Below are 18,966 nucleotides of genomic sequence, written 5' to 3'. Positions count from 1 at the left end.
TCGTCCTCGCACCAGCGGGAACCGGTGCCGTCGCCTGGTCCCGTCCCGGTCGCCAAGCCTAGCCCCGTTCCCTGCACGGCCGACCCGGGGCCGCGCCGGAGTAGCGTTTCCCCCATGCGTTTCTCCGGCGGAACACCCTCAGGCGACCTCACCTACTCGGACGTCTTCCTCGTCCCCGGCCGCTCGTCGGTGACGAGCCGCCTCGACGTCTCGCTCGCCCCGGGCGACGGCACCGGGGCGACGATCCCCGTCGTCTCCTCCAACATGAACTCGGTCACCGGTCAGCGCCTCGCAGCGACGCTCGCGCGCCGGGGCGGGCTCGGCGTCCTCCCGCAGGACATGCCCCTGCAGGCGCTGGACGCCGCGATCCGCTGGGTGAAGCGCCAGCCGGTCGCCTTCTCCGGCGCCCTCACCGCCTCGCCGGCGACGACCGTGGAGGAGGCGCTGCGCATCCTGCCGGCCGTCGCCGGCCACGGCTTCGTGGTGCAGGAGGAGGGCGGCGCGATCCTCGGCTGCGTCCCGGCCGCGCGCCTGGCGACCGCGCTGCCGGACGCGCGCCTGGGCGACCTGGTGCACTCCGCCACCCCCTCGATCGACGCCGACGACGTGCCCACCGCGCGGGCCGCCTTCGACCTCATGGTGGCCGCCGACCTCGACTTCGCCCCCGTGCTGCACCACGGCGCCCTGGTCGGCACGCTGTCGCGCACCGGCGCCCTCCGCTCCACCGTCTACGACCCGGCGCTCGACGCGGACGGGCGTCTGCGCGTCGCGGCGGCGATCGGCATCAACGGCGACGTCGAGGCGAAGGCGCGCGCGCTCGTCTCCGCGGGCGTCGACGTCCTCGTCCTCGACACCGCGCACGGCCACCAGGAGGGGATGCTCCGGGCGCTCCGGACGGTCTCCGCGCTCGATCTCGGAGTGCCGATCGCGGCGGGCAACGTCGTCACGGCCGACGCGGTGCACGACCTCGTCGACGCGGGAGCGGACATCCTCAAGGTCGGCGTCGGCCCCGGCGCGATGTGCACCACCCGGATGATGACCGCGGTCGGCCGACCGCAGTTCTCGGCCGTCCTCGAGACGGCCGAGCGCGCGCACGAGCTGGGCGCCCACGTCTGGGCGGACGGCGGGGTGCGCTACCCGCGCGACGTCGCCCTCGCGCTGGCCGCGGGCGCCGCCTCCGTGATGATCGGCTCCTGGTTCGCCGGCACGATCGAGGCGCCGGGGGAGCTGCGCAGCGACGCGGCCGGCCGGGTCTACAAGGAGAGCTGGGGCATGGCCTCGGCCAAGGCGGTGCAGGAGCGCTTCGACCGCCTCGACGCCTACGAGCTCGCCCGCAAGCGCCTCTTCGCCGAGGGCATCTCCTCCTCCACCATCTACCTCGACCCGTTGCGGCCCTCGGTCGAGGACCTGCTCGACATGATCACCTCGGGGGTCCGCTCGTCCTTCACCTACGCCGGCGCCCGGAGCGTGGCCGACTTCCACGAGCGGGCGCACGTGGGCCTGCAGTCGGCCGCGGGCTACGAGGAGGGCAAGGCGCTGCCGGTCAGCTGGTGAGCGGGCGCCGCGTGCTAGAACCGAGCCCATGACCATCGTCGACAACGCCGTGTACGTCGACGGCCGCCGCATCCGGAACCCCGACTCGCTCGAGGACACCTTCGAGCTGATGCGCGACGAGCACGGCATGGCCTGGATCGGCCTCTACCGCCCGACGCGCGAGGAGGTCGAGGCGGTCGCCGAGGAGTTCGGGCTGCACCCGCTCGCCGTCGAGGACGCGCTCAGCGGGCACCAGCGGGCCAAGCTCGAGCGCTACGACGACGGGCTCTTCGTCGTGCTGCGGCCGGCGCGCTACGCGGACGCCGCCGAGACGGTCGTCTTCGGCGAGCTGCACGTCTTCGTCGGCCCCGACTTCGTGGTCACCATCCGGCACGCCGATTCCCCGGACCTCGCCCGCGTGCGCCGCCGCCTGGAGGAGGATCCGGCCCTCCTCGCCCGCGGGCCCGAAGCGGTGCTCTACGCGATCCTCGACCAGGTCGTCGACGAGTACGCGCCGGTGGTGTTCGGCGTCCAGGGCGACGTGGACGAGATCGAGGACCAGCTCTTCGGCGACGACTCGGACGACGGGCTCTCCGAGCGCATCTACCGGCTCTCGCGCGAGGTCATCCACTTCCAGCGCTCGGTGCAGCCGCTGACCGCCCTGCTGCACGAGCTGCTGCAGGAGTCGACGCCCGTGGAGGGGGAGCCCTCGCCCTCGCCGGAGCGGATCGAGCTGCGCCGGTCACTCCGCGACGTGCTCGACCACACCATCCGCGTGACGGAGGCGGTCGACTCCCTGCGCGCGATCCTCGACAAGGCGCTCACGGTGCACTCGACGCTCGTCTCGCGCCGGCAGACCGAGACCGGGCTCGCCCAGAACGACGTGGTCCGCAAGATCTCCTCGTGGGCGGCGATCCTCTTCGCCCCGACGCTCGTGGCCGGCATCTACGGGATGAACTTCGACGACATGCCGGAGCTGCACTGGCGCCTCGGCTACCCCTGGGCGCTGGGCCTGATGGTGCTGTTCGGCTTCGCGCTCTACGCGGTGTTCAAGCGGAAGAAGTGGCTCTGAGCCGCGGCATCGGAGCACGCCCGGCGGCGCTCCGCGGCGGGTAGACTCGGCGCCACAATGGACGACCCTCCCTCTGCGCATCCGGCCTGTTCCGCTCGCCGCCGTGCTCCTCGGACTCCCGCTCGACTCTCCGGTGCCGCCGCTCCGCCGGCCCGCACTGTCCGGCTCTCCTCGCACCACCCTCTCGTGACCGGGGGCGACCACCGTGGGAACTGAGTGGCTCCTCCTCGGCGTCGGCCTGCTGCTGACCCTGGGCACCGGCGTCTTCGTCGCCAGCGAGTTCGCGCTGGTGAACCTCGACCGGGCCGACCTCGAGGCCCGTCGCGACCGCGGCGAGACGCGCCTGGGGATGACCATCGCGGCCCTGCGCGTCACCTCCACGCACCTCTCGAGCGCGCAGCTGGGCATCACGCTCACGACGCTGCTCACCGGCTACACGATGGAGCCTGCCCTCTCGACGCTGCTCCAGGAGCCGTTCAGCGGACTCGGCATCCCGGAGGAGGCGCTCGCGCCGGTCATGACGGTGGTCGCCATCGTCATCGCGACCCTGCTGTCGATGATCCTCGGCGAGCTGGTTCCCAAGAACTTCGCCCTCGCCCTGCCGCGGGCGACCGCGAAGCTCGTCGTGCCGCTGCAGACCGCGTTCACGACGGTGTTCCGCCCGGCCGTCGCCCTGCTGAACGGCAGCGCGAACGCCCTGCTGCGCCTGGTCGGCATCGAGCCGAAGGAGGAGCTCTCGGGCGCCCGCAGCGCCGAGGAGCTCTCGAGCCTCGTACGCCACTCCGCCAGTGCCGGACTGCTCGAGGAGGACACGGCCGACCTGCTCGGGCGCACCCTCCGCTTCTCCGCCCTCACCGCGGGCGACGTGATGACGCCGCGCCTGCGCCTGTCGACGGTCGAGCGCGCGAGCACCGCGCAGGACGTGCTCGACCTCGCCCGCACCACCGGGTTCTCGCGCTTCCCGATCACGGACGACGACATCGACGACATCGTCGGAGTCGTGCACGTCAAGCAGGCCGTCGCCGTGCCCCGCGGCAAGAGGTCCGACGTGCCGGTCACGGCGCTGCGCTCCGAGCCGCTCCGCGTCCCCGAGACCATGAAGCTCGACGTGCTGCTCACCGAGCTGCGCGGACGCGGCTTCCAGCTCGCGGTCGTCGTCGACGAGTACGGCGGGACGGCGGGCGTCGCCACGCTCGAGGACCTGGTCGAGGAGCTGGTCGGCGAGGTCGCCGACGAGCACGACCGCTCCCGGGCCGACGTGGTCAAGCTCCCCGGCTCCACCACCTTCCCCGGCATGCTCCGCCCCGACGAGGTCCTCGACCGCGCCGGCGTGCACATCCCCGAGGAGGGGCCCTACGAGACGGTCGCCGGATTCGTGATGAGCGAGCTCGGCCGCCTCCCCGCCGTCGGCGACCGGGTCGACGTCGAGGGCGGCTCGCTGCGCGTCGAGCGCCTGGACGGCCGCCGCATCGACCGCCTCCGCTTCACGCCCGACCCCGACGCGGATCCCGACGGGATCCCCGATCCGCTCGCCGACGTCGCCCGCGGACACCGCGGACGGAAGGAGTCCGACGATGAGTGACTGGGCCGGAATCGCCTGGCTCGTGGTGCTCCTCGCCGCGAACGCCTTCTTCGTCGGAGCGGAGTTCGCGGTCATCTCCGCGCGCCGCTCCCAGATCGAGCCCCTCGCGGAGAGCGGACGCCGCAGCGCGATCACCGCGCTCGCCGCGATGGAGCACGCCACACTGATGCTCGCGACCACGCAGCTGGGCATCACCGTCTGCTCGCTGCTGATCCTCAACGTGAGCGAGCCGGCGATCCACCACCTGCTCGAGGTGCCGCTCCACGCCGTCGGCATCCCCGACGAGCTCTCCGGCACCGTCGCCTTCGTCATCACGCTGCTGATCGTGTCGTTCCTGCACGTGGTGCTCGGCGAGATGGTCCCCAAGAACATCTCGTTCTCGATGCCCGACCGCGCCGTGCTCCTCCTGGCGCCGCCGCTCGTCGCCATCGCCCGGGTCCTCCGCCCGATCATCGTCGCCCTCAACGCGGTCTCGAACGGAGTGCTCCGCCTCTTCAAGGTGGAGCCCAAGGACGAGGCGAACAGCACCTTCACGCTCGAGGAGGTGCAGACGATCGTCGACCAGTCCACCCGCGAGGGCACGCTCCGCGACTCGACCGGGACCCTCCTCGCCGCGTTCGAGTTCACCGAGAAGAAGGTCCACGACGTCGCCCTGCCCCTCGACGGGATCGTCAGCCTCCCCAGCGGAGCGACCCCCGCCGACGTCGAGCGCGCCGTCGCCAAGCACGGCTTCTCGCGCTACGTGATCCTCGGCGAGGACGGCACCCCCGAGGGCTACATCCACCTCAAGGACGTCCTCGACCTCGACGGCGACACGGAGGGCGCCAAGTTCCGCCTCCCCGTCCCCGCCAAGCGCATCCGCCAGCTCGCCTCGATCTTCGAGGCCACCGACCTCGAGGACGCCCTCGCGATCATGCGGCGCACCGGCGCCCACCTCGCCCGGGCGTTCGACGAGCAGGGCCGCGCCACCGGAGTGCTGTTCCTCGAGGACATCATCGAGGAGCTCGTCGGCGAAGTCGACGACGCCACCCGCCGCTAGGCGCGGGCCGCGGAGGGGCCGTCTGCGGCGTTGTCGTCGGGCGCGATACCGCCGGTATCGCTTCCTCCTCCGCCTTGCATCCGACCTCCGCGGCCCGCGCCCGCGGGTGCTGGAGGCGGCGTTGTCGTCGGGCGCGGTACCGCCGGTATCGCTTCCTCCTCCGCCTTGCATCCGACCCCTCCGCGGCCCGCGCCCGCGGGTGCTGGAGGGGGCGTTCGCGGCGTTGTCGTCGGGCGCGGTACCGCCGGTACCGCTTCCTCCTCCGCCTTGCGACTGCCCCCTCCAGCACCCGCGCCCCTCTGGAGCAAGGGGAGAGGGGTGCGGCTGCGCCGGCACCAGTGCGCTGCGCCGGCACCAGTGCGGCTGCGCCGGCACCAGTGCGCTGCGCCGGCACCAGTGCGGCAGCGGCGGCACCGGGCGGCTCCGTCGCAGGGCGACGTAGGGTGGCGGGATGGGTGAGCGGGTCGGGACGGCGGAGGCGGCGCGGAGCATCAGGGTGCCGCGGGAGGACGACGACAAGTACACGCGCGGGGTGCTGGGGATCGCGACCGGGTCGGAGCGGTACCCGGGAGCGGCGGTGCTCGGCGTCGAGGCGGCGGTGCGGACGGGAGTCGGCATGGTCCGCTACCTCGGACCGGAGCGGCCCGCGGGACTGGTGCTCGCCCGGCGGCCGGAGGTCGTGACCGCGGTGGGACGCGTGCAGGCCTGGCTCGTCGGCTCCGGCACCAGCGCCGAGGACCGCAGCGACGAGGAGCGGCGCACCCTGATCGAGCAGCTGCACTCGGGAGTCCCGGTGGTGCTCGATGCGGGCGCGCTCGACCTGATCGACGAGGCCGCAGGCCCGGTCGTCATCACGCCGCACTACCGCGAGCTCGCCGGAGTGCTCGGCCGAGCGGGTCTGGACGCGGACGCCGCGACGATCGCCGAGGCCCCGGGGGAGTGGGCGCGCCGGGCGGCGGACCGCCTCGGAGTCTGCGTGCTCCTCAAGGGCGGCACCACCCACGTCGTCGCGGGCGGCGTCGAGCTCGAGGTCTCCGGATCCACGCCCTGGCTGGCGACCGCGGGCAGCGGCGACGTCCTCGGCGGCGTGCTCGGCGCACTCCTCGCCGGTCGGGCCGCGGACGCCGAGGCGGCCGGGGCGACTCTGACCGCGGAGGACCTCGCCCCCGTGGCCGCCGCGGCCGCCGTCCTGCACGCAGAGGCCGGACGGAGCGCCTCCGCCGGCGGCCCGATCGCCGCGCTCGACATCGCGGAGCACCTGCCCGGAGTGGTCGCCGCACTCCTGCGCTGACACGCCCGTCGGACGAGCGCTGAACCGAACCGGGACCGCCGCCGTTGTCCTGGAGGAAGCGACGCCCGCGGCCCGGCTAACCGGCTCCGCACCGCCGCCTCATCGGGTGCTCGAAGCGAGCATCTCTACCGTCGGATCCGCCGCGTCCGCCTTGACCAGGAGAACAGACATGACCGCGAAGACCACGACTCCCGCCCGCTACGCCCTGACCCTCCTCGCCGGCGCCGGCACCCTCGCCGCGCTCGCCGCCTGCTCCAGCACCACCACGACCGGGAGCGACGCCGCCGACGCGGCGACCACCACCGCTCCGAGCACCGCCACCAGCTCCGCCCCCGAGGCCACCGGCGCCGCGTCCTCCGCCGCGAGCGGCAGCAGCTACGCCGACGGCACCTACGAGGCCGAGGGCGCCTACACCTCGCCCGGAGGGAACGAGAAGGTGGGCGTCTCGCTGACCCTCGCCGACGGCGTCGTCACCGACGTGACCGTGACCCCGGAGTCGGAGAACCCCACCGGCCAGCAGTACCAGTCGCGCTTCGCGGGCGGCATCGCGGGCGAGGTCGTCGGCAAGCAGCTCGACGAGCTGAAGGTCTCCAAGGTGTCGGGGTCCTCCCTCACCTCCGGCGGCTTCAACGACGCCGTCGAGACCATCAAGGCCGATGCCACGGCCTGACGCCCCGACGGTCCTCGGCCACGCGTGGCGGTTCGACGCGATCGGCACCGGCTGGCAGATCGACACCGCCGAGCCGCTCGAGCCCTCCCACCGCTCGCGGGTCGAGGCGCGCATCGCGGAGTACGACCGCACCTGGTCGCGGTTCCGTGACGACTCCGCCGTCTCGCAGCTGCGGGTCGGAGGCGAGCACGTCTTCCCCGACGAGGCGGCCGACCTCTTCGCACTGTACGACGTGCTCGACGAGCTGACCGGCGGGGCGGTCACCCCCTTCGTCGGCGGCTCTCTCGAGCAGCTCGGCTACGACTCCGCGTACACCCTCGTCCCGCGCGGACCCGCCGTCCCCGCTCCCTCCTGGGCCGCCGCCCGACGCGGGGCGGCGGGACTGCGGGTCGAGCCCGGGACCGTCGTCGACGTCGGCGCCGCGGGCAAGGGCCAGCTCGTCGACCTCGTCCTCGAGGAGCTCGACGGAGTCGGGCCCGCCGTCGTCGACGCGAGCGGCGACCTCCGGGGCATCGGAGCCGGACCCGTCCGGGTCGGCCTCGAGCACCCGTGGGACCCGAGCAGCGCACTGGGAGTGGCGGTGCCCGGCGACCGCGCGCTCTGCGGCTCGGCGAGCAACCGCCGCGCCTGGGGCAGCGGCCTCCACCACGTCCTCGACGGGCGGACCGGAGCTCCGGTCGAGAGCATCGTCGCCGCCTGGGCGGTGGCCGACACGGCCCTCGTCGCCGACGGGCTCGCGACCGCGCTGTTCGTCTGTCCGCCCGAGGCCCTCGCCGAGCGCTTCGACTTCGAGTTCGTCCGCGTCCGCAGCGACGGCACCCTCCACTACTCGCCTTCCTTCCCCGGAGAGGTCTTCCGATGATCGGCACCTTCGACCGCGCCCTCGGCCGCGTCACCACCTACCGGCTGGTCTGGATGACGCTCGCCGCGCTCCTGCTCGTCGCCGTCGGCTACGCCGCAGCCGGCCTGATCTTCTCGACGCCGCTCGAGATCCTCGGCACGACGCTCGTCGCCGTCGCCTCGACGGCCCTGGTCAGCGCGGTCCTCGCGCGGCTGTTCCGCAGCCGCGCGCACCTGGAGTCCTCGCTCGTCACCGGTCTGCTGATCGCCTGCCTGCTCTTCCCGACGGCCGATCCTCGCGGGCTCGCCGTGATCGCGCTCGTCGGCGCGATCGCCGCCGCGTCCAAGTACGTCCTGGCCTGGCGGGGCCGCCACCTCTTCAACCCGGCCGCGGTCGCCGTGCTGATCATCGGCTTCACCGGGCTCAACGCCGGAGCCTGGTGGATCGCCAGTGGCGCGATCTGGCCGTTCGTCGTCGTGGGCTCCCTCCTGATCGTCGCGCGGGTCCGCCGCTGGGCCGTCTTCGCCGTCTTCGTCGTCGTCGCCGGCGGGGTGTCCGTGCAGCAGGCGGTGCAGAACGGCCAGGACCTCGGCGCCGCGGCGGCCCTGGTCCTCACGGCCTACCCCTTCGTCTTCGCCGGCGCCTTCATGCTGACGGAGCCGCTCACGCTCGCGCCGCGCCGCTCGCAGCAGCTGATCATCGCGGTCGTCGCAGCGCTCGTGGCGAGCGTCCCCTTCCACATCGGCGTCGTCTCCGCCACTCCGGAGCTGGGCCTCGTGGTCGGCAACGCCCTCGCGTTCGCCTTCGCATTCCGCCAGCGTCGGCGGCACACGCTCGAGCTCGCCTCGACCCGCGTGCTGGCGCCGGGCATCGCGGAGTACCGCTTCCGCTCCCGCTCGCCGCTGACCTTCGAGCCGGGCCAGTGGCTCGAGCTCGACCTGCCGCACCGCGCCGACAGCCGGGGCAGCCGGCGCACCTTCTCGGTCTCCTCCGCTCCGTCCGACGGCGAGATCGCGATCGCCCTGCGGATGCCGGAGAAGGCGAGCAGCTTCAAGCGCGCCTTCGCCGCTCTGGAGCCCGGCGACTCGCTCCGGGCGACGAGCGTCGGCGGTGACTTCGTCCTGCCTGCCGATCCCGCCGTGCCACTGCTGCTGGTGGCGGGCGGCATCGGGATCACCCCGTTCGCCAGTCAGCTCCGCTCGCTCGCGGACGGTCCGCGGCGCGACGTCGTCGTCGTGGTCGCCGCGCCGAGCCTCGCCGAGGTCGCGTACCGCGACCTGCTGCAGGAGTCGGGGGCCCGGGTCGTGCTCTGCTCGAAGGAGGCGCCGACCGACCTGCCCGCACGGTGGTCGCACGTCACAGGCCGACTGACCGCCGAGCTGCTCGCGGACGCGGTGCCGGACGCCGGCCGCCGTGTGGGCTACGTCTCCGGGTCGCCGTCGTTCGTCGACTCGGTCCGCGGCGCCCTGCGCGGTGCCGGGGCGAAGCGGATCCGCACCGACGCGTTCGCCGGCTACTGAGTTCGTCGGGTCGCGACGCCGTCTGCTGACGCCCGGCGGCGACCGACGCCGCCGGGGGACCGATGCCCGGCGGGAGCGGCGCTCCCAGGCGGGCTCAGGTGCTGCCAGGGTCCCGTTCAGCGGCCCCTCTACAATGACGCGGTGCCGTCCTCCCCTCCTCGAGCGTCCTCCCGCCCCCTCGCCCGGCTGCGCGAGAACCGCGACTCCGTCGCCGTGCTCTGGGGCGCCTTCGCGCTGGTGCACGTGGTGCTCTCCCTCCTGGCGCTGTTCGCTCCGGGTCTGCCGATGGGCGACGTCAGCATCGTCTACAAGGAGTGGATGAGGACCGCCGTCGAGGGCGGCGGCATCGCCGGGATCGACACGGGCTGGGTCTACCCGATCCTCGCCTGGGGCCCGATCGCCGCCTCCTGGCTCTTCGGCTCGGCGGGCTACGACCTGATGTGGCTCGTCCTCGTCGCGCTCGCCGACGCCGCCGCCTTCGCCCTGCTGCTGCGCGGCCGGTCGGCACCTCGCCTCGCCGCGGCGCGCTGGTGGCTGCTGTTCCTCGTCCTCCTCGGGCCGATCGCGATCGGCCGCATCGACGCCTTCACTGCGCCGCCGGCCATCGCCGGGATGCTCTGGGCGGCGACCCGTCCGGGCGTCGCGGCGCTGCTGCTGACCGTGGCCACCTGGATCAAGGTGTGGCCGGCCGCGATCCTCGCCGCTGCCGTGCTGGTCCTGCGCGGACGGCTGCGGATGATCCTCTTCCCCGCGGTCGCCTCCGTGATCATCGTGCTCGCGGTCGTCCTCGTCGGCGGCGGGGACCAGGTCTTCAGCTTCGTCACCGATCAGACCGATCGGGGCCTCCAGATCGAGGCCGTCGTGAGCACTCCCTGGATGTGGCTGTCGGTCCTCCCGGGATCGGGGAGCTACGTCTACTACGCCGCCGACATCAACACCTTCGAGATGCACGGGCCCGGCACCGAGTTCGCGGCGAGCCTGATGACCCCGCTGCTCGCTCTGGCCATGCTCGGCGTGGCCCTGCTGGGTGCCCGTGCTCTCGCCCGCCGGGCGGACCCCGCGAGGCTGTTCCCGCTGCTCGCGCTGACCTTCGTGGTCGTGTTCATCGACACCAACAAGGTGCTCTCGCCGCAGTACATCGTCTGGCTCGCGCCGCCGGTGATCGCCGGGCTGATCGCGTGCCGCGACGGCGCGTTCGACCGGCCCGCGAAGCTGTCCCTCGTCACTGCGGCTCTGACCCAGGTGGTCTACCCGTACCTCTACCTCTTCCTCCTCTGGTCGCACTGGTGGATGGTGCTCGTGCTGACCGTGCGGAACATCCTCCTCGTGGTGCTGCTCGGCTGGCTGCTGCGCGAGCTGTGGAGGATGGGGACGGCGCGGGTCGTCGCACCCGGCGCCACGACTTCCGCGTCGTCGCTGACCGGCGAGACCCGCCTGGCGCCACAGGGCTCGTAGGCTCGGAGGGCGCGGGGCCGGCACGCGGTGCGCGCAGTCAAGGAGGCTCCCATGCTCGTCGCATTCTCGGTCGCACCGTCCGGGGGCGAGGCGCCCGACGCGTCCGTCCACGACGCCGTCGCCGCCGCCGTCCGCATCGTCCGCGAGAGCGGCCTGCCGTCGCGGACGACCTCGATGTTCACCGAGATCGAGGGGGAGTGGGACGAGGTCTTCGACGTCGTCAAGCGCGCGACGGAGGCCGTCGGAGCGTTCGGGACGCGCGTGTCGCTCGTCCTGAAGGCGGACATCCGACCCGGCTACTCAGGCGAGATCGACGGCAAGATCGCCCGGCTGAACGACGCGCTGGGGGAGTAGCGGGTCCCCGCCGCGACCTCTCGTGTCCAGGCTTTCTCGAATCGATTCGACATCCGCCCGATCCTGAGTAGCCTTGAGCGGTGACGCTCTCGCCCGCTCGGACCCGCCTCGCCCTGCTCGCCCTCGCGATGGGGGGCTTCGGCATCGGCTCGACCGAGTTCGTCGCGATGGGGCTCCTCCCGCAGCTCGCCGCCGACCTCCTCCCCGGGGTCTGGGCCGTGAGCCAGGAGCAGGCCGTCTCGCAGGCCGGGATGCTGATCTCGGCCTACGCACTCGGCGTCGTGGTCGGCGCCCCCACCATCGCCGCCGCAGCGGCGCGCTGGCCGCGCAAGAGGCTCCTCCTGACCCTCCTCGTCGCCTTCACCGTCGGGACGATCGGCTCGGCACTGCTTCCGAGCTTCCCGCTCGTCCTCGCCGCGCGCTTCGTCGCCGCGCTCCCGCACGGCGCCTACTTCGGCATCGCCTCCCTGGTCGCCGCCGACCTGATGGGTCCCGGCAAGCGCGGCAAGGGAGTCGCGTTCGTCCTCTCCGGGCTCACGATCGCGAACGTCGTCGGCGTGCCCGCGATCACCTGGGTCGGGCAGATCGCCGGCTGGCGCACCGCCTACCTCGTGGTCGCGGTGCTCTTCGCGCTGACCGTCGTGGCCGTCCAGCTTCTGGTGCCCGCGCAGCCCGGGAATCCGGCGGCGACCGTCCGCAACGAGCTGCGGGCGTTCGGGCGCCTGCAGGTCTGGATGACCCTGCTCGTCGGCGCCATCGGCTTCGGCGGACTCTTCGCGATGTACAGCTACATCTCGCCGCTCGCGACCGAGGTGACGGGCCTGCCGCTCGGCGCGGTCCCGTGGATCCTGGTCGTCATCGGCCTCGGGATGACCGTCGGCAACCTCGTCGGCGGCTGGGCCGCCGACCGCGACGTGCGGCGGGCGCTGGTGGTGTTCTTCGCCGGCGTCGGCGTCTCGCTGATCGGACTCGCGCTGTCGGCCTCGTCGGTCGTCGGCCTGGTGGTGTTCGCGTTCCTCTCGGCGGGCTTCTCGGCCGCCGCGTCGCCCGCGATCCAGACCCGGCTGATGGACGTGGCGCGCGACAGCCAGACGATCGCTGCAGCGCTCAACCACTCCGCGCTCAACATCGGCAACTCGGTGGGTGCCGCGCTCGGCGGCCTGACGATCGCCGCCGGACTGGGCTACCTGTCGCCCATCTGGGTCGGCGTGGGCCTGACCGCGGCCGGAATCGTGCTCGCCTTCGGCAGCATCGCGATCGACCGCGCCCGGGGCACGGTCTACCCGGTCCACCGCGAGCCCGCCCAGCCGGGCACCGGCGGCATCCCGGTCGACGCACTGTAAGCAGAGCGCGGCCCGGGCCTCTGGAAGACTCTCGGCATGCGCGCCGTGAGCTACTCGTCCTTCTCCGCCCTCCCCGCGATCGTCGAGGTCCCGGAGCCCGTCTGCCCCGTCGACGGCGTCGTCGTCCGCGTCGCGGCGACCGGGGTGTGCCGGAGCGACTGGCACGCGTGGAAGGGGCACGACGACTCGGTCGTCCTGCCGCAGATCCCCGGGCACGAGTTCGCCGGGACGGTGATCGCGACGGGAGCCCAGGTGTCGCTCTTCGCGGTCGGCGACCGGGTCACGGCGCCGTTCGTGTTCGCCTGCGGCGACTGCGAGCAGTGCCGGGAGGGGGCGACGCAGGTGTGCCTCCGGCAGCAGCAGCCGGGATTCACCCTTGACGGGTCGTTCGCCGAGGCGGTGGCCGTGCCGGGTGCGGACCTGAACCTGGTGCGCCTGCCCGACTCCGTCGGCTTCGTCGAGGCGGCCGGTCTCGGCTGCCGCTTCGGGACCGCGTACCACGCCCTGCACGAGCGCGGCCGGGTCGCCCCGGGGGAGTGGGTCGCGGTGCTGGGCTGCGGCGGAGTCGGCCTCTCCGCGGTGATCGTGGCGCTCGCCGCCGGAGCCCGGGTGGTGGCGTCGGATGTCTCCGCTCCCGCGCGGGAGGCCGCGGCGGCGCTCGGGGCGGTGACCGTCCCCGGAGGCGAGGGTGCCGCCGACGCGATCCGCGCGGCGACCGGAGGAGGGGCGCATCTGGCGGTCGACGCCGTCGGCAGCAGGGTCACCGCGGAGGCGTCGATCGCCGCCCTGCGTCCGCGCGGACGGCACGTGCAGGTGGGTCTGCTCCTCGGGCCCGACGCCGCACCGGCGACCCCGCTCGGCCGGGTCATCGCCCAGGAGCTGGAGCTGCTGGGCAGCCACGGCATCGCCCGGAGCGGCTACACGGCCCTCCTCGACGACATCGTCGCCGGCCGTCTGCGCCCCGCCGACTCCGTCGGCCGCACCATCGCCTTCGAGGACCTGCCCGACGCCCTCGCCGCGATGGACGCCCCCGCCGCGACGCCCGGCATGACGGTCGCCGTCCTGGCCCCCTGACGCGGGCCCGCAGGAGCACGGGCAGTCCCGGTCCGGTGGGTCTCGATGCCGCGCGTCCCGCGGCCTCTCGACCAGCATCGACCCGTTGCCCGTGCCTGGTGGGTCTCGATACGCCGCGTCCCGCGGCTACTCGACCGGCACGACTCAGGCACGCCCGCCCTGCTCGATCGCAGGAGCAGGTGGCCGCCGCTCGACGAGGTGGAGCCCGCCGACAGCGATCCGCGTGCCAGCGGATCGATGCCGGGCGACGCACCTCGCTCCGCGGAACGCACCACGTCGTGAAGCCGATCGCGCCGTGGCGGGCGGGGACCGCCGCGCCCTCGTGGAGCCCGCCGACAGCGATCCGCGTGCCAGCGGATCGATGCCTGGCGACGCACCTCGCTCCGCGGAACGCACCACGTCGTGAAGCCGACCGCGCCGCGGCGGGCGGGGACCGCCGCGCCTTCGTGGAGCCCGCCGACAGCGATCCGCGTGTCAGCGGATCGATGCCGGGCGACGCGCCCCGCTCTGCGGATCGCACTACGTCGTGAAGCCGACCGCGCCGTGTCGGGCGGGGACCGCCGCCCCCCTGGAGCCCGCCGACAGTGATCCGCGTGTCAGCGGATCGATGCCGGGCGACGCGCCCCGCTCTGCGGAACACGCCACGTCGTGAAGCCGACCGCGCCGCGGCGGGCGGGGACCGCCGCGGAAGAGGACTCAGTCCGTCTCGATGAGGATCCCGTCGTGGATGGCGCGCTTGCGGAGCGCCACCTTCGTGCCGACGTCGATGCCGACGACGCGGTACTTCTCGCGGATCCGCTTGAGGTACGACTTCGCGGTCTCCTCCGAGATGCCCAGCTCGAACGCGACCGACTTGACCGGCTCGCCGCCGCCGTAGAGGGCCATCACGCGGCGCTCCTGCGCGCTGAGCTTCGGCGCTCCGTCGGAGTCGCCGGTGGAGAGCGCCATGTCGAGCTCGTGCGAGATGTAGGAGTGGCCGTCCTTGGCCGCGCGGATCGCCTCGACGATCATGTCCGCGTCCTCGGTCTTCACGAGGTAGCCGAGGGCTCCGGAGGCGAGTGCCTCGCGGACCACGGCGGGCTCGGAGTAGGTGCTCATCAGCACGGTCTTCACCCCGGTGGTCTTGAGGGTCGAGAGCTTCACCGAGATCGGGATGTTGTCCTTGAGGTCGAGGTCGAGGAGCACGACGTCGACGGGGAACTCGGGGTGCGTGAGCAGCTCGGGCCAGGAGGCGACCGCGGCCACCAGCTGGATGTCGGAGGCGGCTCCGCGGATCCACTCCGTGAGCGCTCCGAGGAGCATCTTGTGGTCGTCCACGACCGCGAGAGTGATCTTCGCGTCAGCGGTGGGTGTCATCGGTGTCCTTCGGTCGGCGGTCGTCGGCGGTCTCTCGGCGGCTGCTCACCGGTCGGCGGGATTCTCGACCAGGCAGTCGATCTCGATCCGGAGCTCCCCGTCGCGCGAGGTGTCGCGGAAGACGCCGACCTGAGCGATAGCCTCCCACGTCGCAGGATCGACGCCGCGCAAGGGCGCGCCTGAGGAGCGGAGCGTGATCGGCACGAGCAGTCCTCGGGCGGCCGTCCCGGCTCCGGGATCGCGGGGGCTGCCCGACTCGACGTGGAGGACCACGGCGAGCCCGGTCGCGCTGTCGGCGATCAGCCAGATCGCCGAGAGGAGCCCGTCGCGCTGCTGGTGCCCGAGGAGCCCGGCGGTGCCGTCCGGGTCGTCGAGCTCGACGAGCGGCGCGAGCAGCTCGGACTCGAGCACGGCGTGGTGCAGCCAGGTCTCGCGCCGCCCCTCGATGAGGTGGAGGCGGAGCTGGGTGGCGAGCGAGGTCGCGTGCGCGGCGCGCTGGGCGTCGAGGGGCAGGCGGACCGAGCCGTCGCCCACCTCGGCGAGGAGGCGCTCGGCGGCGAGGTCGAGCCGTGCGAGCTCTTCCGAGGCGAGCATCCCGACCGCGTAGCGCGGGCCGAGCGTGGTGCTCTGCACGAGGGCGCGGTCGATCTCGAGCTGGACCATCCGGCGGAACCCGCGCATCATCACGACCACGACGACGGCCGGCGCGATCGTCACCACGAGGGCGCTGATGCGCACCGATAGCGCGCCCGCGCCGCCCGACTCCATCGAGAGGAACGCGATCACCTCGGCGATCGCGACGAGGGCGCTCACCGCGAGGATCTCGATCCCGCGCCGGTGGACGATCAGCGCGGCGTGCGCGACGGCGCCCGCGACCGCGGCGGTGGGGACGGTGCGGGCCGCGCCGGAGTCGGTCACGGCCACCAGGTCGAGCACGACGGCGGCTCCGAGGGCGACGAGGAAGCAGAGGTAGACCGGAAGCGGCAGGCGGCGTCCGCCGAGGTGGATCGCGAGGACGGTGGACCCGAAGGCCAGGACGACGAGGACCCAGGCGATCGCCGCGGGTGCGAGGTCGCTGTAGCGGGCGGAGGTCGAGAGGAAGATCAGCAGCTCGTAGGCGAGGATCGCGGCGGCGATGCCGTTGAGGCCGCTGCCGAGGTAGTTGGTGCCGAGCCCCTCCTGCTGGCGGCGGACCGAGCGGGCGGACCGGGAGGAGCGGCCGTGCGTCGCGGGCACGCGTCCCAGCAGCGGGGCCCGAGACTCCGGCGCGGGGCTCACTTCGGGACCTCCAGCACCACGGTCGTCCCCGATCCGGGGGCGCTGAACAGGCGGGTGCGGCCGCCGACGTCGCCGAGCCGGGCGATCACCGACTCCTTGAAGCCGAGCTTCGTGTCGGGGACGGTCGCGATGTCGAAGCCCGCGCCCGCATCCGTGACCATCGCGCGGACGGTCGTCTCGTCCTCGGTGATCGTCACGTCGGCCGAGGCGACGCCGGAGTGGCGGCGCACGTTCTCGAGGCACTCCGCCAGGGCGAGGACGAAGGAGTCGAGGGCCGCGCCGGTGAGCGCCACCTGGCCGGAGCCGTGCCAGATCACGTCGAGCCCCATCCGGCCGAAGCGGTTGCGGACGGTCTCGAGGGTGTTGGCCGCGGGGGCGGACGTGACGCTGGTCAGCTGGTAGGAGCCGGACGCGCTCGGGGTGGGGGTCCCGCCGAGCCGGAGCTGGCGCAGGAGCTGCGCGTCCTGCGCCGCCTGCTGCCGGAGCGCGTCGACCGACACTCCGCGGCCCGAGTGCGCGAGGAGCGTGAGGGTGGCCAGCACCGTGTCGTGCAGGAGCCGCGCGCCCTGCCGGCGCTGCGCCTCCGTCTCGCTGGCGAGGCGCTCCACGCGGTGGGCGTTGCCGATGCTGTCGATCCGCCGCACCACCCGCGGGACCGCTGTGCCGATCCAGAGGGCGAATCCGCAGAGCGTGCCCCAGGGCAGCAGGCTCTGGACGACCACGGTGGGGATCATGGTGCCGCTCGAGACGAGCACCGACGGGATCAGGCTCGGGAGGAGCACCGGCAGCAGCAGGAGCAGTCGGCGCGCGGACGTCGTCACGACCACGGCGATGCTCGCGGTCACGGCGTTCGCGGTGTTGACCAGGACGAACCCGGCGAAGTCGGCGCCCGGAGCGAGCCCCAGCGCGAGGCCCCAGCCCAGCAGCAGGCCGCCGACGGCGACCGCGATCACGCGGCTGCGGCGCCCCGTCCGGGCGAGCTCGACGTGGGCGGCCATCATGCCCAGGAGCAGCGCGACGGCGAACGGCACGGCGGCGGGCTGGAGCGTCCCGGGGATGAGGGCCATGCCGAGCGCCCCCGCCTCCGTGAGCAGGCCGATCCCGCAGGCGGAGTGGCGCAGCAGCCGGTCGCGCTCGCGGGCGCTGCGGATCATCGGCACGCTCTGGCCCCCTCCGGTCGTGGCGCGGGGCTGGCCCCCGTCTCACGATAGCCACTGGCCGGGCCGGCCGGAGCGGTTCGGGGCGTCGAACCGCGCCGGAGTCGGGCGGGTCAGGCCGTCGCGGGATGCGCCAGCAGCCGGGCGAGGTGCGCGCCGACCGCGTCGTCCTCGATGAGGAACCCGTCGTGGCCGAACGTCGAGGTGATCACCGCGACCTCTCCGCCGTCGAGAGCGCCGGGAGCGTGCGCCGCGATGATCCGCTGGCCCTCGACCGGGAAGAGCCGGTCGCTGTCGATGCCGAGGACGAGAGTCGGGCTGGTGATCCGGGAGAGGGCGGCCGCCTCGCCGCCCCGGCCGCGGCCGACGTCGTGCGAGTTCATCGCCTCGACGAGCGTGATGTAGCTGTTCGCGTCGAAGCGGCGCGTGAACTTGTTGCCGTGGAAGTCGAGGTACGACTCCACGGCGAAGCGGCCGCCGCCGCCGAGCGGGCTGAGCCCCGACTGCCAGCTGCGCTCGAAGCGGTCGTTGAGCTCGGAGGGGCTGCGGTAGTTGAGCAGTGCCATCCGGCGGGCGAGCGCGAGGCCGTGGTACGGGCCCTGGCCGTCGCCCGCGTCGTAGTAGGAGCCGCCCGCGAAGGCCGCGTCGTTGCGGATCGCCTCGAGCTGCACGAAGTTGAGGGCGATCTGGTCGGCCGTGGCCCGCGGGGGAGCGGCGAGGACCGCGAGGCGCGCGACCCGCTCCGCGTGGTCGATCCCCCACTCCAGCGCCTGCATCCCGCCCATCGACCCGCCGATGACGGTGTGCCACCGCTCGACGCCGAGCAGGTCGCTGAACTGCACCTGCGCCCGCACCTGGTCGCGGATGCTCGTGTACGGGAACCGTGCGCCCCACTCGTGGCCGTCGGGGGCGAGGGACGCGGGACCGCTGGAGCCCTGGCAGCCGCCGAGCATGTTCGGGGCGACCACGAAGAAGCGGTCGGTGTCGATCACGAGGCCGGGGCCGACGAGTCCCGACCACCAGCCGTCCGTCGCGTGGCCGGGATCGCCGCGGCCGAGCAGGTGGGAGTCGCCGGTCAGGGCGTGCAGGACGAGGACGGCGTTGTCGCGGCGCTCGTTCAGCGCGCCCCAGGTCTCGTAGGCGATGCGGGCGTGGGGGAGGCGGCCGCCCGCCTCGAAGTCGAACGGGCCGAGGTCGACGAAGCGGCGCCCGCCCGGGTGGTCGCCGTCGCGCCAGGCTCCGGTGGCGGGCGGCTTGCCGATGACCGAGAGGAGCTGGCGCTCGGTGACGAACGCCGACGGGACCGTGTCCTCGAGTGTCTGCTGCCAGTCCATAGCGCTGTCCATCGTGTCAGAGCGCCGCGGGGCGGAGCCGTTTGTTACGCCCTGCTCCCGCGCTCCT

16 protein-coding genes are annotated in these 18,966 nt (G+C 73.5%); 12 read left to right on the top strand and 4 right to left on the bottom strand.

What is annotated here, in order from left to right; genetic code table 11:
* The first annotated feature begins 114 nt into the window (after nucleotides 1-114).
* The 12 genes from C5B92_RS01335 to C5B92_RS01280 all read left to right on the top strand — a co-directional run bounded on the left by C5B92_RS01335 (nucleotide 115) and on the right by C5B92_RS01280 (nucleotide 13,774).
* Entirely contained in the window at nucleotides 115-1,554 is a 1,440-nt protein-coding gene (locus C5B92_RS01335; protein WP_104246650.1) for a GuaB1 family IMP dehydrogenase-related protein, read from the top strand.
* 28 nt (nucleotides 1,555-1,582) lie between these two features.
* Nucleotides 1,583-2,605, top strand: coding sequence for a magnesium/cobalt transporter CorA (gene corA / locus C5B92_RS01330; protein WP_104224113.1), 1,023 nt, complete (start codon nucleotides 1,583-1,585; stop codon nucleotides 2,603-2,605).
* Nucleotides 2,606-2,810: 205 nt separating this feature from the next.
* Entirely contained in the window at nucleotides 2,811-4,187 is a 1,377-nt protein-coding gene (locus C5B92_RS01325; RefSeq protein ID WP_104225499.1) for a hemolysin family protein, read from the top strand.
* Entirely contained in the window at nucleotides 4,180-5,226 is a 1,047-nt protein-coding gene (locus tag C5B92_RS01320) for a hemolysin family protein (protein WP_104224111.1), read from the top strand. Before C5B92_RS01325 ends, C5B92_RS01320 begins: the two co-directional genes overlap by 8 nt.
* A 451-nt stretch (nucleotides 5,227-5,677) precedes the next feature.
* Nucleotides 5,678-6,517, top strand: a complete 840-nt coding sequence (locus tag C5B92_RS01315; protein WP_104287629.1) for an ADP/ATP-dependent (S)-NAD(P)H-hydrate dehydratase — start codon at nucleotides 5,678-5,680, stop codon at nucleotides 6,515-6,517.
* Between the two features lie 169 nt (nucleotides 6,518-6,686).
* Nucleotides 6,687-7,187 carry an FMN-binding protein gene (locus C5B92_RS01310; protein WP_104224453.1) on the top strand — a complete coding sequence of 167 codons (501 nt, stop codon included), beginning with the start codon at nucleotides 6,687-6,689 and terminating at the stop codon, nucleotides 7,185-7,187.
* Nucleotides 7,174-8,049 carry an FAD:protein FMN transferase gene (locus C5B92_RS01305; protein ID WP_104246649.1) on the top strand — a complete coding sequence of 292 codons (876 nt, stop codon included), beginning with the start codon at nucleotides 7,174-7,176 and terminating at the stop codon, nucleotides 8,047-8,049. The genes C5B92_RS01310 and C5B92_RS01305 overlap by 14 nt, the downstream gene beginning before the upstream one ends.
* Nucleotides 8,046-9,548, top strand: coding sequence for an oxidoreductase (locus C5B92_RS01300; RefSeq protein ID WP_104349997.1), 1,503 nt, complete (start codon nucleotides 8,046-8,048; stop codon nucleotides 9,546-9,548). Before C5B92_RS01305 ends, C5B92_RS01300 begins: the two co-directional genes overlap by 4 nt.
* A 141-nt stretch (nucleotides 9,549-9,689) precedes the next feature.
* A complete protein-coding gene (locus C5B92_RS01295) occupies nucleotides 9,690-11,003 on the top strand; it encodes a glycosyltransferase 87 family protein (protein WP_104255273.1) in 1,314 nt (437 codons plus the stop codon).
* A gap of 51 nt (nucleotides 11,004-11,054) precedes the next feature.
* Nucleotides 11,055-11,357: a thiamine-binding protein gene (locus tag C5B92_RS01290; protein ID WP_104224449.1), complete on the top strand. Its 303-nt coding sequence runs from the start codon at nucleotides 11,055-11,057 to the stop codon at nucleotides 11,355-11,357.
* Between the two features lie 128 nt (nucleotides 11,358-11,485).
* Complete coding sequence (locus C5B92_RS01285) at nucleotides 11,486-12,700, top strand: MFS transporter (protein ID WP_104255294.1); 1,215 nt, start codon at nucleotides 11,486-11,488, stop codon at nucleotides 12,698-12,700.
* A 36-nt stretch (nucleotides 12,701-12,736) separates the two neighbouring features.
* On the top strand, nucleotides 12,737-13,774 hold the full coding sequence (locus C5B92_RS01280; protein ID WP_104255274.1) for an alcohol dehydrogenase catalytic domain-containing protein: 1,038 nt from the start codon (nucleotides 12,737-12,739) through the stop codon (nucleotides 13,772-13,774).
* 696 nt (nucleotides 13,775-14,470) lie between these two features.
* On the opposite strand, the gene C5B92_RS01275 is transcribed toward C5B92_RS01280, so the two are convergent.
* The 4 genes from C5B92_RS01275 to C5B92_RS01260 all read right to left on the bottom strand — a co-directional run bounded on the left by C5B92_RS01275 (nucleotide 14,471) and on the right by C5B92_RS01260 (nucleotide 18,899).
* Nucleotides 14,471-15,130 carry a response regulator gene (locus tag C5B92_RS01275; RefSeq protein ID WP_104224447.1) on the bottom strand — a complete coding sequence of 220 codons (660 nt, stop codon included), beginning with the start codon at nucleotides 15,128-15,130 and terminating at the stop codon, nucleotides 14,471-14,473.
* A gap of 45 nt (nucleotides 15,131-15,175) precedes the next feature.
* Nucleotides 15,176-16,366: a hypothetical protein gene (locus C5B92_RS01270; protein WP_104255275.1), complete on the bottom strand. Its 1,191-nt coding sequence runs from the start codon at nucleotides 16,364-16,366 to the stop codon at nucleotides 15,176-15,178.
* A gap of 38 nt (nucleotides 16,367-16,404) precedes the next feature.
* On the bottom strand, nucleotides 16,405-17,562 hold the full coding sequence (locus tag C5B92_RS01265) for a sensor histidine kinase (RefSeq protein WP_104224445.1): 1,158 nt from the start codon (nucleotides 17,560-17,562) through the stop codon (nucleotides 16,405-16,407).
* 116 nt (nucleotides 17,563-17,678) lie between these two features.
* On the bottom strand, nucleotides 17,679-18,899 hold the full coding sequence (locus tag C5B92_RS01260) for a homoserine O-acetyltransferase (protein ID WP_104255276.1): 1,221 nt from the start codon (nucleotides 18,897-18,899) through the stop codon (nucleotides 17,679-17,681).
* Between the last annotated feature and the right edge of the window lie 67 nt (nucleotides 18,900-18,966).

Origin of the sequence: Rathayibacter sp. AY1A4 (genome assembly GCF_002930955.1) — a bacterium.
GTDB lineage: Bacteria > Actinomycetota > Actinomycetes > Actinomycetales > Microbacteriaceae > Rathayibacter.
The sequence above is the reverse complement of the archived record's forward strand: the minus strand, read 5'-3'. Positions and strand labels throughout refer to the sequence as shown.

Bases quoted from the DNA above. Each gene is read 5' to 3' on its own strand.
- C5B92_RS01335 (WP_104246650.1), top strand. From the start codon at position 115: ATGCGTTTCTCCGGCGGAACACCCTCAGGCGACCTCACCTACTCGGAC.
- corA (WP_104224113.1), top strand. From the start codon at position 1,583: ATGACCATCGTCGACAACGCCGTGTACGTCGACGGCCGCCGCATCCGG.
- C5B92_RS01320 (WP_104224111.1), top strand. From the start codon at position 4,180: ATGAGTGACTGGGCCGGAATCGCCTGGCTCGTGGTGCTCCTCGCCGCG.
- C5B92_RS01315 (WP_104287629.1), top strand. From the start codon at position 5,678: ATGGGTGAGCGGGTCGGGACGGCGGAGGCGGCGCGGAGCATCAGGGTG.
- C5B92_RS01310 (WP_104224453.1), top strand. From the start codon at position 6,687: ATGACCGCGAAGACCACGACTCCCGCCCGCTACGCCCTGACCCTCCTC.
- C5B92_RS01305 (WP_104246649.1), top strand. From the start codon at position 7,174: ATGCCACGGCCTGACGCCCCGACGGTCCTCGGCCACGCGTGGCGGTTC.
- C5B92_RS01300 (WP_104349997.1), top strand. From the start codon at position 8,046: ATGATCGGCACCTTCGACCGCGCCCTCGGCCGCGTCACCACCTACCGG.
- C5B92_RS01290 (WP_104224449.1), top strand. From the start codon at position 11,055: ATGCTCGTCGCATTCTCGGTCGCACCGTCCGGGGGCGAGGCGCCCGAC.
- C5B92_RS01285 (WP_104255294.1), top strand. From the start codon at position 11,486: ATGGGGGGCTTCGGCATCGGCTCGACCGAGTTCGTCGCGATGGGGCTC.
- C5B92_RS01280 (WP_104255274.1), top strand. From the start codon at position 12,737: ATGCGCGCCGTGAGCTACTCGTCCTTCTCCGCCCTCCCCGCGATCGTC.
- C5B92_RS01275 (WP_104224447.1), bottom strand. From the start codon at position 15,130: ATGACACCCACCGCTGACGCGAAGATCACTCTCGCGGTCGTGGACGAC.
- C5B92_RS01265 (WP_104224445.1), bottom strand. From the start codon at position 17,562: ATGATCCGCAGCGCCCGCGAGCGCGACCGGCTGCTGCGCCACTCCGCC.
- C5B92_RS01260 (WP_104255276.1), bottom strand. From the start codon at position 18,899: ATGGACTGGCAGCAGACACTCGAGGACACGGTCCCGTCGGCGTTCGTC.